Source organism: Alkalicoccus saliphilus (assembly GCF_003044065.1).
Classification (GTDB): Bacteria; Bacillota; Bacilli; order Bacillales; family Salisediminibacteriaceae; genus Alkalicoccus; species Alkalicoccus saliphilus.
Genome location: NZ_PZJJ01000014.1, coordinates 16,542 through 30,882 on the forward strand (window position 1 = coordinate 16,542; position 14,341 = coordinate 30,882).

A 14,341-nucleotide genomic window follows, 5' to 3' on the forward strand; every position below is an offset into this window, starting at 1 on the left:
ATAGTCACACATAAATAGAAATAAATACCTTGAATAACAACAATTAAATTCCTGGGCGAAACGACTTAATTGGCTGAAAAAATGATAAATTGACCGCACAAATCCACAGAGAAAGTCTCAATTTCATCAGATGCGTTTTAGAAGAAACAGAGAGTGGGAATACTTCTGCAACAGCGAAAGGAGGACGACAAAATGAACAAGACAGTAGCGAAAGGGATTGCTGCAGCGGCCGCCGCAGCTTTATTAGCAGGCTGCGGAGAGGTGAATGAGGAAAATACCGGAGAAGGCGGGCGGGAAGGCGGCAATAATAACAACCTGGAAGTAGATAACGAAGACGAACTTGAAGAAGACGGGGCCAATGAAGCTTCGGAGAATGAAGAAAGCAATGAAGCGGAGGAGGCAGAAGGCAGCGGAGAGGCCGCAGCTGAAATGGCAGATACAGAAGGTGAAAGTGTCGGCACGGTTTCTTTTTATGAAGAAGATGACGTTGTACGAGTGGAAGCAGACATAGAAAACGTCAAAGCAGGTTATCACGGGTTCCATCTACATGACGAAGCTGTCTGTGAACCGGAAGAGGATTTCACTACAGCAGAAGGACATTATAATCCGGATGATTCTGATCATGGAGAACACGCGGGCGATATGCCCCCGCTTCTCGTAAATGAAGATGGGACAGCTTCCCTTTCGTTTACAACAGATCGTTTTACAATAGAAGAAATGCTCGAAGATGAAGTTTCTGTCATGATTCACGAAGATCCGGATAACTTTGGTCATATTCCGGACCGTTATGTGTCAGAAGAAAGCGGAGAACCGGGGCCGGATGAGGAAACTCATGATACTGGTGATGCCGGAGATCGTTACGCCTGCGGAATCGTAGAGCAGACAAGCTGATTTATACTTTAAAAAAAGGCTCAATTAACACTCAGAAAAAGCAGCCGCCTCAAGAAGGTGGCTGCTTTTTTATTTTTATTTTCCCCCCCCAATGGTTACCAGCGAATATAACGTAAAAAAGAAAGAGGTTGACGGGACGTTACAAGAGAAAGAAAATAAGGTTACTGCAAAAACGTGATTACAACATGAGAAAGAGGTGCATCCTATGTATTTGTCCATCGTTACAGCTCTTGCAGTCGGGGTAGTGGGAGTACTTATTATTACCAGGTTCCTTGGGAAAAAGCAGCTTTCCCAGGTAACGCCGATAGATTTTGTCTACGTCCTGATTTTAGGGGGAATAGTCGACCAGGCAATGTATGATCCTGATATTCAGGTTCAGCACATTGCCTTTACCTTTGCCGTATGGGGTTCCATGATCTGGGGAGTGGAAACCCTGGCCCAGCGTTCTGATAAATTCCGGACCCTGATAAAAGGCGGGAAGCACGTTTTAATTAAGGAAGGGGTAGTAAATCCAAAAAACCTCCGAAGAAACAAACTGGAAGTGGAACAGCTGCGTACGCTGCTTCGAATGCAGGGGGTGTTTTCCATCCGGGAAGTAAAATACGCCATTCTGGAAACGAGCGGCATGCTCAGTGTTCTTGAAAAAGGCGGGGAAGCACCGCTTACGAAAAGGGATTACTTTGACGAATTTGAAGAAAATGTGCCGACTTACCTGCTGATTGAAGATGGGAGTATACATGAAAAAGAATTAAAGGCACTCGGCCGGGATAAAGACTGGCTGAAAACAGCACTTCAGGAAGAAGGCTGCCGTCTGAAAGATATTTATATTGGGGAATGGAGCGAAAAAGACGGTTTTTTTATTCAAAAAGCGGAAGGCTAGAGAATGCTGTACATGGAAAGTGTAGGAACACTTCGTCCAAGGAGAAAAAAGCCCGGTGCGATAATAAAGCAGAACTGGCTTTTTATGTCTTTTCGAACCACGATTGGACCTGGGGCAGTACCGTGACGGCCTGAATGAGCAGGCCAAGGCCGGCACAGGCAAGATGAATAACAAGCACCTGCTGAAAAAAATAGGTCTGAACGATGATCCATATAACGAGGGCAAACCCTGTATATAAAGACACGCTCCACGCCCAGTGTTTTTCTTTAAACAGGTTGATAATCTCCGGTGCTTTCCAGGAAGGTCGGCGTATAAATCCCCACACAGTTATGAGAGGAATAAAACCGAACAGCACGATCAGCATTACGCCCGGCACCAGGTAGGAGGAAAAAGGGGACCGATCGAGAAAAGAAAGAGGAAGCAGAAGTAAATTCCCGCTTGGATCTATCACAAGACCCCCTCCGCCGAAAAAAGCACCAGCAGCCAGCAGAAGATGAAAGACAAGAAGCAGTTTTACAACCGGGGGCATTCGTTCAGCTGAATGAATCATAATGAACTCCCTTCCTTTTAAACTGGCTGAAGAGCGGTGGAGAAAACTGTCTGCTGATATCTTCAGTGAAGGAAGACTGCGGCTTTTGAAAAGGTTCGAAAAACGGATCACATTATAAAAACATCATACCAAAATTCAGCGAAGAAAGATCTGTATACAATGAGAAAATATTACATTAGTGTTAAATTTCATTTTTTTGAGAAAAAGTAGTGCAATAATCAGTTTTACCTTATAAGATAGAGGGTAGAATAGTTCACTTTAATGAAATGCATCAAAGAACGAAATGGAATAATCTTTGCCTGCATAGGCACATACATAAGTATTTCTGGGGCACTCAGAAAAATAGGCCAGTATAAGGGAGAGAGATTGTGAATTTAAAGGATATGTTTCTGTTGTCGGCCGTTGGTATCGCGCTTTTGATTGGATTTTTGGCAAATAACCTCCTGCTGTGGCTGTGTATCGGAGCCGGAGCCGGGTGGGTACTGGATTACTTTGTGACCAAACTTCGACCGGAAAAAGAAGCAAAGCCGTCTGTTCTTCAGCAGCGTCTGGAAGCGGACCGCGCTGCGCAGAAAGCTTCGAAAGAAAAGAAAGCAGTATAAGACAAAACGTGCTGACAAAAATCAGCGCGTTTTTTTTATGGTGAAATTGTCCGAATTTCCTATGTGAAAATCCCCCTGACACAGAATGTATCAGGGGGATTCAATATGAAAAAAGAAATTTTTATCCGAAATCTTTCTTCCTCATCCGTACGACAACAACGAGAAGAAGAATAACAAAAACGAGCAGTACTATAGCGAGTGGGTTCGTGAGCATGTACTGAAGGAGAGGGAGATTCTGTGCTTCCGCAATTGTCATGGAACGGGTGAGATTCCTCTCAATCAGCGGGCCGAGAACGACACCGATGATGATGGGTGCAAGCGGGACACCTGTCTTTTTGAAAACAGCACCGAAAACACCGATAATAATAGCAATCAGTACATCAAAGAGGCTGTTACGGATACTGTAGGCACCAAAAATGGCGAAAATCAGAACGGTAGGAACGATAAACTCCTGCCTAACCTTTAAAATATAGGAGAAATACTTAATCCCTACGGCACCGATAATACCCATGGCAAAAACGGTGAGGAGCATTCCGTAAAGGAACGTGTACGCTACATCCGGACGCTGTTCAAACAGGCTTGGTCCGAGAACAATGCCGTGAATGATCAGGGCACCTGCAATGATAGCCGTTGTAGGACTCCCGGGAACCCCGAGAGCGAGCAGTGGGACCATGGAGCTTCCGACGGTCGCATTGTTGGCAGATTCTGCAGCGATAATACCTTCCGTATTTCCTTTTTCAAAATCCTGACGGCGTTTGGAGGTACGTTTCGCTTCCCCGTAGGAAAGAAAAACCGCGAGTGTGGTACCGACACCCGGCAGAACCCCAATAGCTGTACCGATCACGCTGGACTTAGCTACAAGATACTTGTGCTTGAAAATATCTTTAATAACAGTCATCCGTTTAATCGGCTGATCTTTATACGTAATAACTTCGTTCGCTTTCTTCCCGATATTCAAAAACATTTCTGCAAAACAGAAAAGACCGAGCACCACAGGAATCAGGTTGATACCCTGCCTGAGGGTAAGGGCGTCAAACGTAAACCGTTCTGCACCGGCCGCCATATCAATTCCAATTGTACTGACAAACAGACCGAGAAGGGCGGCAAACGCCGACTTATATAAGTTATTTCCGGCGATCGCCCCGATGACAACGAGACCACTCAGAGAAATAAAGAACATTTCCGCCGGACCGAACATCAGTGCAAAATTCGCAAGCGGCGGCGTGAAAAGAATGAGTACAAGCACGCCGAGAAAACCGCCGACCATACTCGAAAAAATAGAGTAGTAAAGTGCTTCTTTTGAACGGCCTTGTTTGGTCAGCGGATACCCTTCCATCGCTGCAGGAGCAGCAACGATATCGCCGGGAACATTAAGAAGAATGGCGGTGATCGAACCACCGTACATTCCCCCCATATAAATTCCGCCCAGCAGCAGGAGACCGTTTTGGGGATCCATCGCAAAAGTCAATGGCAGCAGAAGGGAAATACCAATCGCGCCGTTGAGACCAGGGATCGCTCCTACGATAATTCCTATCAGTACACCGATAAATACAATCATCAGTACGCTCGGTGAGAGAGTACTCAGCAAAATGTCGAGAGTTTCCATAAACCAGGCCTCCCAGGGCAATAGTAAAGGCAGCAGTCACTGCTGTGAAGCAGTGACTGCCTAGTCTGCATCAATCTGTCTTAAAAGTCGTCCTGGTTGTTATCGATAATCGGCTGCAGGGACTCATTCGTGTTGTTCAGGTAGTCATTCAGCTCGTCGTAGTCCAGGTAGTTGTAAGGAAGGTCCGCATTTGTAAACTGCTCTTCCAGCTCTTCGGATTGACCCAGCTCATCCATAACGTTTGTGAGCGCATCGCGGACTTCATCGGGGATATCCGCCGGAGCTACAACGACACGACGGACACCGAGGTCCATGTCATACCCCTGTTCTTCGAGGGTAGGATACTCATCAAACATCTCCAGTCGTTCCGGAGCTGCATAGCCGAGCGGTTCACCGCCGGCGTCGACAATTTCCGGAGCTGCTGTAATGGAGGAGGAGGCAATATCAATATGGCCGCCGAGGAGGCCGTTGATCAGCTCACCGCCGCCGTCATAATTTACCGGAGAAACATCAATTTCCGCCTGATCTTCAAAAGCGAGAATTTTCAGCAGGCCGAGAGCGCCGGATTCTCCGATCGTTACTTCGCCCGGGTTTTCTTCTGCGTAGTTGACGAGATCTTCAATCGATTCAAACTCGCTGTCCGGGGCCGCAAATAAAGCGTGTGGCACATCGTCGAAAGAAGCGAGATATTCAAAGCTGTCGAACGTAAAGTCTGTGTTTCCAGTTTCCTCAAGCACGTAGTTATCCGGATAGCCGAATACACCGAGCGTGTGGCCGTCCGGTTCTGCCGCTGCCATTTCAGAAATTCCGATTTCTCCACCGGCACCTTCGCGGTTTACAATGTTAACCTGTGTATCGAGTTCCTCCGAAAGAGCATCTCCAATAATACGGGCTACTGTATCTCCGCCACCGCCGGCGCTGTAAGGAACGATGATTTCAATCGGACCTTCCGGATAATCAATATCAGCTGCCGCCTCTTCATTTTCTGATGCCTCATTGTTTTCTGCAGTATTGTTATTTGCTGCATTATCAGCAGGTGCATTATTTTCTTCTGCGTTATTTCCGCAGGCTGCAAGAACACCAAGTAGAGCTACGCTGGAAAGACCTAATACTTTTTTCATGTAAAACACTCCTCGTAGTATAATAATTTAAGCGCTTTCTAAAATTATAAAAATCTGCCCGACGGTGTAGGAAGACCAAGAACAACGGAGAACATCAGATAAGCTGCCAATGTAACAGATGCTGCCAGTATCGCTCCACGGATTAAATCACGTGCTGTGGGTCTTTTTTCGTTCATCCGGTATATTTGATAAAGATAAAGAATAATAATAATGATAAATGAAGTAACGAAAAATCCTACCATTGTAAGTAGAAAGTATCCGAAAAGCATAATCAGGCCGGGAATGACAATCTGGAAAACAAATACACTGCGTGACAAGCCCGTATCTTCCGAAGAAGACTGCTTCCCACCACGGATGCCGTCAATGAGCATGAGTACGCCGACGACTCCCATGCTTCCGAGAATAACCCTTGGAAACAAGGAGGACTGCTCCGGAAGGCCGACGGTCTGGGTCCAGGCCAGACCGGCAAAGATAATAGTGACGATACCAAGAATGACAGAACTTTTTATTGAAAACACCCCCTTATGGGAACAAGAAGTTTATTTTTTAACTACTTCATGCCCGCCGAACTCATTTCTGAGAGCGGCAACGACTTTGCCGGTAAACGTATCTTCTTCGAGAGAGCGGTATCTCATCATTAAAGAAAGAGCAATAACCGGTGCAGGGGTCTGCAGATTCAATGCTGTTTCCACTGTCCATTTGCCTTCTCCGGACGAATGCATAATGCCGCGGATGTTGGAAAGAGCAGGATCTTTACGGAACGCTTCCTGTGTCAGTTCCATGAGCCAGGAGCGGATAACCGAACCGTGATTCCATACCTGAGCCACTTTTTCGTAGTCGTAGTCGAAAGGGCTTTTTTCAAGAATGTCAAATCCCTCTGCAATGGACTGCATCATTCCGTACTCGATGCCGTTATGAATCATTTTCAGGAAGTGGCCGCTTCCTGCAGCGCCTGCGTGAAGGAAACCGTTTTCAATTGTAACGTCACGAAAAACGGGTTCCAGTTTTTTAACTGCTTCCTCTGACCCGCCGACCATCATACAGGCACCATGCCGGGCGCCTTCAACACCTCCGGAAGTCCCTACATCTACAAACGAGATGCCTTTCTCTGCGAGTGTTTCAGCACGTTTTAACGTTTCTTCGTAATTGGAATTGCCGCCGTCAATCAGAATGTCCCCATCTTCGAGAAGTGTGGTCAGTTCTTCAATGACACCGGTAGTAATATCACCTGCCGGAACCATCATCCATACAACCCGGGGTGCCTCCAGTCTGCCTACAAGCTCTTCCAATGAAGAAGCAGGTACAGCACCGTGACTGCTGATTTCCTTTACAGGTTCTTCGTTGACGTCCGTTGCTGCCACTGTATGGCCGTGATCCAAAAAGTTCAGCCCGAGATTAAAGCCCATTTTTCCTAAGCCAACCAAACCAATTTCCATATCGTATGTCTCCCTCCTTTTATTATCTTTCAGGTTATGTCCCATTATATGATAAAAAATTTCTTTTACAACCCCGAAAATAAAAAAATATTTTTTTATTTGGGTTTATCCTTTATAATTAAGGGAAGCGGTTACAAAAAAGGAAGTGAAATTATGGCAGCTAATACAGAAGCGACCCACTGCAAGCACCGGATCCGGTCAGTGTATACCTCCCTTCGCGATAAAGAAAAAAAAATAGCGGATTATATTCTGGAACATCCGGAAGAAATTGTACATTCCACAATCAGTCAGGTGGCCGAAAATCTCCACGTAGCGGAAGCGACGGTCTTCCGCTTCTGTAAACGAATTGGCTTCAAGGGATACCAGGCAATGAAAATCGCTCTGGCATCGGAAATAGTTACAGGAGTTGAAAATATTCACGAAACAATTAAGGAGGGAGACGACGCAAAAACGGTTGCTGAAAAAGTTTTTCAGACGAATATTAAAACACTGGAAGAAACATTGTCCGTGGTGAACGGGGAAGATTTTCAACTGGCAGTGGATATTCTGCTTAGTGCAGACAAGGTTGAATTTTACGGTAATGGGGGCTCAGGAGTGATCGCAGCCGACGCTCATCATAAATTCATGCGGACAGGAATCCCGTCCGCTGCTTATTCGGATTCCCATCTGCAGGTCATGGCTGCCTCACAGCTGTCAGAAGGGTCGGCAGCAGTGCTCATTTCCCATTCGGGAGCCAACCGCGACATTCTGCAGGCAGCAGACATCGCAGCGGAGAACGGGGCAAAACTTATTGCAGTAACAAATCTGGCCAAGTCTCCGCTGACAGAGCGTGCTGACGTGTCTCTTCACACCGTCTCGACAGAAACGGATTACCGTTCGGAGGCGCTGGCAAGCCGCCTTGCCCAGCTGAGTCTGATCGACGCTCTATATGTAAATGTTGCCCTCCGAAGAAAAGAACTAATGGATGAGTCTCTAAATAAAATTCGTCAGGCTATATCGTTAAAAAGAATATAAAGGAGGGATGACGTGGAAAAGCACGTACTGGGAATAGACATCGGCACAACGAGTGTAAAAGCGGTTCTTTTCGGACAGAATGGCGTCTGCGTAGAAGAGTCGGAGGTGACATACGAACTCCTGCATCCACAGCGCGGGATGGCCGAACAGGACCCTTATGAAATTGAAAAAGCAGCTCTGGAAGCTCTCCGCCTTCTGCCTTCAGACAAGTATGCCGTTTCTTCCGCAGGTTTTTCCGCGGCAATGCATACGCTTATCTGCCTTGATGAAAAAGGCGAACCGTTAACGAACTCCATTACATGGGCGGATACGCGAAGTTCAGAAGAAGCGAAGATGCTTCTGGAGTCTGCGGAAGGCAGCGGGATTTACGAACGGACAGGTACCCCGATTCATACAATGTCTCCGTTAACCAAGCTTCACTGGCTGAAAAAGCATCACCCCGATATTTACGAAAGAACGAAAAAATTCGTCTCCATTAAGGAATTTCTTCTTTACCGATGGTTTGGTGCGGAGGTAGTTGATTATTCTATTGCGTCTGCCACTGGACTTTTTGATGTTCATCATAAGCAGTGGGACGAACGGGTACTGGCTTCTCTCGACATAACAAACAACAGACTGAATGAGCCTGTTCCCCCGGCGTACGTGCTTCCGGAACTGAAAGAAAAGATCCGGACAGCAGCAGGGCTTCCGGAAGGGATTGTTTTTGCTGCAGGCGGGAGTGACGGGGCGCTTGCCAATCTTGGCATCGGAGCGCTTAACCCGGGAGAAACAGCGCTGACGATCGGTACAAGCGGTGCAGTGAGGCAGATGAGCAGTACACCGGCTGTTTCTGAAAACCAGCGGACGTTCTGCTATGCTTTTGATGAAGAAGCCTGGATTGTCGGTGGACCGACTAATAACGGAGGGATCGCCTTTCAATGGCTGCAGAAGATTTTTAAAAATAACAACATTGAGCAGCTTTTGGAAGATGCTTCTCAAGTTCAGCCGGAATCGTCCTCTCTTTTGTTTCTTCCGTATCTGCAGGGAGAGAGAGCACCGGTATGGGATCCGGGTGCCCGGGGCGGTTTTATCAATCTTTCTATTGAACATGAGCAGAAGCATTTGACGAGAGCCGTCCTCGAAGGGGTTATCTTCAGCGTTTATGACGTGTTCAGCAGCGTGGAAGAGGCGGCAGGGCCGACGAAGCAGCTGTTTGTAAGCGGCGGCTTCGCACGCTCGCCGCTCTGGCTGCAGATTACTGCCGACGTATTTGGAAGGGAGCTGTTAATCCCTGCTTCCCACCAGAGTTCCGCCTGGGGTGCTGCCTGGTGCAGCATGATCGCTTCAGGAGAAAAAACTTCCTACCAGGAGATCAAGGAATGTATTCCAATGAAAGAACCCATTTATCCAAATAAACATAACCATGCTGTTTATCAAAAGCTTTTTACTAAGTACCGCGGATTGTATGAAGCATTGAAGCCATTTCAATAAGGTGCTTCGAAACAGCTTAGTGATAAAAATACTAAAAGAGGTTGTCACCCGGAGGAGGGGACAGCCTCTTTTTATTAGAACTCGTTTTTAATCATTATAAAAGACTGTTTAAACTTTAACAGGAGTAGTTTAATCATTAAAGCTTCCTGTTTTGTCATTAAGCAGGTTTTCAATCATTATAGATAATTAATTTGTCAGTATAAACTTGTCCTCGAAGAAAATTAATCATTACAGGCTTCTTTTTAATCATCAGAAAGCCGGAAGAGGGACAATGTTTTGGGTCGCTGAAGCTCTTATCAGCCCGTCCACTTTTTCAGGATAAAAAAAGAAGCGGCCCGTTGTACTTTCGGGGCAGCTCCAGTCCATCATTATCGTTCGTCGTCTGCGGTCTATTTTTGTCTGCCGTACAGCAGGAACCCGTTAGATCGACCGTTCAAAATTTGTTTTCAGCTTCTTGGAGTCCGGCGAGTACTTTTTTTTGAAGAAGGCGAGAGCGCCTATTAAGCCGGAATCATTTTTAAAGTGGCACGTATCGACACTAAGATCGAAAACACGGTCGATATAAACGAGGTGGGATTTTAATTCCTCGAGGAAGGAAGGCCTGCTCGTGATACCTCCTCCGATCAGTACTTTCTCGGGGTTTAAAACCGATACGATATTATAAATACCAATTGCCAGCGTTTCGTAAAAATCTTCGATAATGTTTACGGCGACGGGATTCTTCCGGTCGTATTCCTCAAACACTTTTTCGCCGGTAACTTCTTCGAAAGGAAGAGAATAATATTCGGCGTACTTTTCCCGAATACTCGTCATCGAAGCACAAGTGCTCAAGCTGTCCTGTTCCGGGCTTACATTGTGGAGTCCTTTCGTAATCATGAAACCGAACTCACCGCCGCGGAAGGCGTGCCCGCGGTAAAGTTCGTTGTTTAAAAACAGGGCGCCGCCGATTCCTGTACCGATAGTCAGGCAGCAGAAATCGTTCAGTTCCCGGCCGCTGCCGAGCCACTTCTCAGCAAGCGCGACACAGTTCACGTCATTTTCCACAGAAACCGGCAGTCCGGAAGCCTCCTCCAGATACGTCTGGAGATTAAACTGATCAAACTCCTGAATGGCGCCGCCCATTTCAATAAAACCGGTGGAAGGATGAATGAATCCGGGGGCTGAGACCGCAATTCCATTAACAGAAGAACGAAAGAAAGCAATTTTTTCCTTCACAGCTGCCAGAATCGTTTCTCCGCAGCCGTTTCCTGCGGAAAAAGAACCTTTTTCCAATATAGTTCCTGCACTCGTAATAAGTCCCCATTTAACATTTGTGCCGCCGACATCAAAGGCTAAATAATTGTCGTTATTCAATCGGTATTCACCACCCTTTCCTGCAGTTTTTCGCCGCTGCTTTGAATAATATCCTGATACCAGTAGAAGCTGTCCTTTTTAATGCGGCGGAGATTTCGAACGTCTTTTTCGTCGCGGTCGATATAAACAAAGCCGTAGCGTTTCTGATACCCGTTCAGCCAGCTTAAAAGGTCAGTGAACGACCAGGTGCAGTAGCCGATGACGTCGACTCCGTCCTGAAGCGCCTCCTGGATCTGCTGAAGATGGCTCGCAATATAGTCAATGCGGTAGTCGTCGTGGATCCGGCCGTTTTCCAGTTTGTCGAATTCACCGAGACCGTTTTCTGAAATAAGGATCGGCAGCTGATACCTGTTATGAATACGACGCATCCCTATTCGTAAACCGACCGGGTCGATCTCCCAGTCCCAGTTTGTCGTGGTAAGATCCGGGTTTCGGCACGTTTTGAACAGGCCGGGCACACCGGAATCAGAGGAAGTACCTTTTTTACCGGTCGTATTCATTTTCCCTTCTGCGACTCCGTCCAGCGGATTGCGTTCAACAGTCGTAGACTGGTAATAGTTGATGCCCATAAAGTCCGGGGCGCCCTGCTTCAGAAGTTCCAGATCTCCTTCCTGAAGCTCAGGAGCTGTGCCTTTTCGTTCCAGGTGGGCCCAGATTACCTCAGGATACTTACCGTGAACGTAAACATCCATATACCAGTGATTCATCATTTCTTCCGCATTTTCAGCAGCGAGCACGTCTTCCGGATGACTCGTACGGGGGTAGACCGGACTGAGGGCAAAGCTCGGTCCAACTTTTCCGTTCGGGACATATTTCCGGAAGGACTCGACTGCTTTAGCATTGGCAAGGCTCGCAATGTGGTTCGCCTGATGCATACGCTTTTCATCTTTTACTCCCGGAGGGTGAAGCCCGACTTTGTAGCCGAGGCCGATAAAGACATTCTGCTCGTTCAGTGTTACCCAGTACTTCACTTTTTCACCGAAGCGCTGGAACAAAGTAACACAGTAGTCGTTAAAGTCATCTATAATCTTTCTGGATTCCCATCCGCCGTATTCGTCCATCAGTGCCTGAGGAAGATCCCAGTGATAAACGGTGATGATAGGTTCGATATGATTGTCCAGAAGAAGATCAATCAGTCGCTCATAAAATGCAAGGCCGGCTTCATTAACTTCTCCTCTGCCTTCAGGATAAATTCTCGTCCAGGCGATGGAAAAACGGTAAGTTTTTAAGCCCATCTCAGCCATCAGAGCTACGTCTTCCTCCATCCGGTTATAGTGGTCGACTGCAATATCTCCATTAGTGTCCATATACGTAGTGCCGGGCTGTTTCGTGTAGACATCCCATACAGAAGGACCTTTCCCGTCCTGATCCCATCCTCCTTCAATCTGGTAGGCTGCAGAGGCAGACCCCCATAAAAAATTTTCAGGAAATGGCTGTTTGTGTTCATGATGCATATTTATCCCTCCAGAAGAAGTAGTATAATCAGCAGTGTTTACGAAATCGTTTTCGTAAAAAGTATATGTCATTTTCCTCGGTTTGTCAAAAGCTGAAATGAAATAAATGGAACTAATTTTTTCGATATAAAAAATTTTCACGAAACAATATAAAACGGTTTCGTTCATATGTTTTCCGCATGAGAATAATGTTAAACTTATACGTAGACAGAAACCGGACGAGAGCACTGGCAGTCTGCTTACTCAGTAAAGGAGAAATTCGAAATGAAAATGACGATAAAGGAAATTGCCAAGCTGGCAGGAGTGTCCCAGGCTACCGTTTCCAAGATTATTAATAACTATGATGACGTTGGGGCGAAGACGAAAGAAAGGGTGCTCGGAATTATGGAAGAGCACGGCTACCGCCCTTCCTACGCCGCACAGTCTTTAGTGAAAAAAGTCACGAAAGTGGTCGGTGTCATCTATGCCGGTAAAATAAATGCGAATTTTAACCATCCTTTTTTCGTAGACGTTATGAGTATGTTTAAAAAAACGATGGGGGCTGAAGGCTACGATCTTCTGTTTTTCTCCAACGAAAAATTCCATAAAAACAACGAAAATTATTTAGCCCGCTGTCAGCACTACAATGTAGACGGCTGTATTATTATCGGGGGAGATGAAGTCGAACCGTCCGTCTATGAACTGGATCAGAGCGAAATTCCCTGCATCGGGATCGACCTTCCACTGAGTGGAAAGCATTCCGGATATATTATGACCGACAACGCGAAAATATCCGCCCTTGCTGTGGAACATTTCTACCTTTTGGGAGAAAGAAACATTGCGTTTATAGGAGGAAAAAAAACGTCCAACATTTCCACTGAACGGCTGCACGGCTTTAAGGAAGTAATGAAGACATACGGTCTGCCGGTGAAGGAAGACTGGATTAAACACGGGGACTTTTTTGAAGAAAGCGGGTTCATCGCGATGAACGAACTTCTCGAGCAGGAGGAGTGTCCGGAAGCCGTTTTTGCTGCGTCGGATCTGATGGCGATGGGGGCTGTGCGCGCTATTAAAGAGAGCGGGAGAAAAATAGAAGATTTTGCGGTTATCGGCTGTGACGACATTACAGCTTCCCGGTATATTGACCCGCCGCTGACTACAGTGAAGCAGGATAAGGACAAAATCGGAAAAATGGCGGCTTATGTTTTAAAGGACATGATCAACAATCAGATAGAGCAGACGTCGGTCCGGGTGGAACCGGAATTAATCATAAGAGAATCTTGCTCAGAAAAGAAAAGGCAGCTAAGATGAAAAATATCCAAACACTGTCTGAATGGATTTACCGCCTGGCTGTTGTTAACATTTACTTTCTGTTCGGCACGCTCCTCGGGGGAGTGATATTCGGAATCGGTCCGGCCGCTGCTGCCATGTACGGCACGATCAGCCGGTACTTGGAGGAAGAAACGAAGGAAAGTTCCTGGAAAATATTCTGGGGCTGCTACAGGAAGTATTTTTTCCGGGCGAACGGCCTTTTTCTTACAGCAGCAGTTCTTGGAGCTGTCCTTTCTATGAATTTTTACGTGTCATTCCGGCTGGAAGGGCTCCCCGGCAGTATGCTGCTTGGACTGAATTTCTTTCTGCTGGTAATGTACCTTATCTTTGTTTTTTACGCGCTGCCGATTCTCGCTTATAAAAATTATTCGGCTGTCCACGCTGCGATGTACTCTTTCATCTATGCGTTTTCAACTCCTGTTCTTACAGCAGCCGCTGCCGGAAGTATCGTCATTGTTCACTACATTTTGTTTTTATTCCCGGTGCTGTACTTGTTTTTTATCGTCAGTCTCCCGGGACTCCTGATTACAAGCGTCACAATTCACGCGGCGGACCTGCCCCGTTTAAAGAAAACGAAACAGCATATTTTAGTATAATCCATCGATTTAAGAATGTTAAAAAAACTTCCAAAGAAAGCGTTGACATGAAAAGCG

At 46.4% G+C, this 14,341-nt stretch carries 14 protein-coding genes; 7 read left to right on the forward strand and 7 right to left on the reverse strand.

Annotation, left to right across the window (positions count from 1 at the left end):
* Positions 1–192 precede the first annotated feature (192 nt).
* Entirely contained in the window at positions 193–891 is a 699-nt protein-coding gene (locus tag C6Y45_RS09590) for a superoxide dismutase family protein (RefSeq protein WP_107585005.1), read from the forward strand.
* A gap of 205 nt (positions 892–1,096) precedes the next feature.
* On the forward strand, positions 1,097–1,771 hold the full coding sequence (locus C6Y45_RS09595) for a DUF421 domain-containing protein (protein ID WP_107585006.1): 675 nt from the start codon (positions 1,097–1,099) through the stop codon (positions 1,769–1,771).
* Positions 1,772–1,853: 82 nt separating this feature from the next.
* On the opposite strand, the gene C6Y45_RS09600 is transcribed toward C6Y45_RS09595, so the two are convergent.
* Positions 1,854–2,321: a hypothetical protein gene (locus tag C6Y45_RS09600; protein WP_245922632.1), complete on the reverse strand. Its 468-nt coding sequence runs from the start codon at positions 2,319–2,321 to the stop codon at positions 1,854–1,856.
* A gap of 368 nt (positions 2,322–2,689) precedes the next feature.
* Between C6Y45_RS09600 and C6Y45_RS09605 the strand changes: the two genes are divergently transcribed.
* On the forward strand, positions 2,690–2,923 hold the full coding sequence (locus C6Y45_RS09605; protein WP_107585007.1) for a hypothetical protein: 234 nt from the start codon (positions 2,690–2,692) through the stop codon (positions 2,921–2,923).
* A 121-nt stretch (positions 2,924–3,044) separates the two neighbouring features.
* On the opposite strand, the gene C6Y45_RS09610 is transcribed toward C6Y45_RS09605, so the two are convergent.
* From C6Y45_RS09610 to gnd, 4 genes are all read right to left on the reverse strand, one after another.
* Positions 3,045–4,529, reverse strand: a complete 1,485-nt coding sequence (locus C6Y45_RS09610) for a tripartite tricarboxylate transporter permease (RefSeq protein ID WP_107585008.1) — start codon at positions 4,527–4,529, stop codon at positions 3,045–3,047.
* An 80-nt stretch (positions 4,530–4,609) separates the two neighbouring features.
* The gene (locus C6Y45_RS09615) at positions 4,610–5,650 is read right to left on the reverse strand and encodes a tripartite tricarboxylate transporter substrate binding protein (RefSeq protein WP_107585009.1); all 1,041 of its coding nucleotides are present in this window, start codon (positions 5,648–5,650) and stop codon (positions 4,610–4,612) included.
* 44 nt (positions 5,651–5,694) lie between these two features.
* Positions 5,695–6,168, reverse strand: a complete 474-nt coding sequence (locus C6Y45_RS09620) for a tripartite tricarboxylate transporter TctB family protein (RefSeq protein ID WP_107585010.1) — start codon at positions 6,166–6,168, stop codon at positions 5,695–5,697.
* Positions 6,169–6,189: 21 nt separating this feature from the next.
* Positions 6,190–7,086: a phosphogluconate dehydrogenase (NAD(+)-dependent, decarboxylating) gene (gene gnd / locus C6Y45_RS09625; RefSeq protein WP_107585011.1), complete on the reverse strand. Its 897-nt coding sequence runs from the start codon at positions 7,084–7,086 to the stop codon at positions 6,190–6,192.
* A gap of 153 nt (positions 7,087–7,239) precedes the next feature.
* Between gnd and C6Y45_RS09630 the strand changes: the two genes are divergently transcribed.
* Positions 7,240–8,100 (forward strand): MurR/RpiR family transcriptional regulator, encoded by an 861-nt coding sequence (locus C6Y45_RS09630; RefSeq protein ID WP_107585051.1) that lies wholly within the window; start codon positions 7,240–7,242, stop codon positions 8,098–8,100.
* Positions 8,101–8,112: 12 nt separating this feature from the next.
* Positions 8,113–9,570, forward strand: a complete 1,458-nt coding sequence (locus tag C6Y45_RS09635; protein WP_107585012.1) for a gluconokinase — start codon at positions 8,113–8,115, stop codon at positions 9,568–9,570.
* A gap of 420 nt (positions 9,571–9,990) precedes the next feature.
* Here C6Y45_RS09635 and C6Y45_RS09640 read toward each other — a convergent pair whose 3' ends face one another.
* Positions 9,991–10,923, reverse strand: coding sequence for an ROK family protein (locus tag C6Y45_RS09640; protein ID WP_160058278.1), 933 nt, complete (start codon positions 10,921–10,923; stop codon positions 9,991–9,993).
* Positions 10,920–12,377 carry a glycoside hydrolase family 1 protein gene (locus C6Y45_RS09645; RefSeq protein WP_107585052.1) on the reverse strand — a complete coding sequence of 486 codons (1,458 nt, stop codon included), beginning with the start codon at positions 12,375–12,377 and terminating at the stop codon, positions 10,920–10,922. Before C6Y45_RS09645 ends, C6Y45_RS09640 begins: the two co-directional genes overlap by 4 nt.
* Positions 12,378–12,641: 264 nt before the next feature.
* On the opposite strand from C6Y45_RS09645, the gene C6Y45_RS09650 reads away from it, so the two are divergent.
* On the forward strand, positions 12,642–13,667 hold the full coding sequence (locus C6Y45_RS09650; protein WP_174703878.1) for a LacI family DNA-binding transcriptional regulator: 1,026 nt from the start codon (positions 12,642–12,644) through the stop codon (positions 13,665–13,667).
* On the forward strand, positions 13,664–14,284 hold the full coding sequence (locus C6Y45_RS09655; protein WP_107585014.1) for a YesL family protein: 621 nt from the start codon (positions 13,664–13,666) through the stop codon (positions 14,282–14,284). The genes C6Y45_RS09650 and C6Y45_RS09655 overlap by 4 nt, the downstream gene beginning before the upstream one ends.
* Positions 14,285–14,341 lie beyond the last annotated feature (57 nt).

What these genes read in the sequence shown, in the direction of transcription:
- C6Y45_RS09590 (WP_107585005.1), top strand. Translation starts at nt 193, where the DNA reads ATGAACAAGACAGTAGCGAAAGGGATTGCTGCAGCGGCCGCCGCAGCT.
- C6Y45_RS09595 (WP_107585006.1), top strand. Translation starts at nt 1,097, where the DNA reads ATGTATTTGTCCATCGTTACAGCTCTTGCAGTCGGGGTAGTGGGAGTA.
- C6Y45_RS09600 (WP_245922632.1), bottom strand. Translation starts at nt 2,321, where the DNA reads ATGATTCATTCAGCTGAACGAATGCCCCCGGTTGTAAAACTGCTTCTT.
- C6Y45_RS09610 (WP_107585008.1), bottom strand. Translation starts at nt 4,529, where the DNA reads ATGGAAACTCTCGACATTTTGCTGAGTACTCTCTCACCGAGCGTACTG.
- C6Y45_RS09615 (WP_107585009.1), bottom strand. Translation starts at nt 5,650, where the DNA reads ATGAAAAAAGTATTAGGTCTTTCCAGCGTAGCTCTACTTGGTGTTCTT.
- gnd (WP_107585011.1), bottom strand. Translation starts at nt 7,086, where the DNA reads ATGGAAATTGGTTTGGTTGGCTTAGGAAAAATGGGCTTTAATCTCGGG.
- C6Y45_RS09630 (WP_107585051.1), top strand. Translation starts at nt 7,240, where the DNA reads ATGGCAGCTAATACAGAAGCGACCCACTGCAAGCACCGGATCCGGTCA.
- C6Y45_RS09645 (WP_107585052.1), bottom strand. Translation starts at nt 12,377, where the DNA reads ATGCATCATGAACACAAACAGCCATTTCCTGAAAATTTTTTATGGGGG.
- C6Y45_RS09650 (WP_174703878.1), top strand. Translation starts at nt 12,642, where the DNA reads ATGAAAATGACGATAAAGGAAATTGCCAAGCTGGCAGGAGTGTCCCAG.
- C6Y45_RS09655 (WP_107585014.1), top strand. Translation starts at nt 13,664, where the DNA reads ATGAAAAATATCCAAACACTGTCTGAATGGATTTACCGCCTGGCTGTT.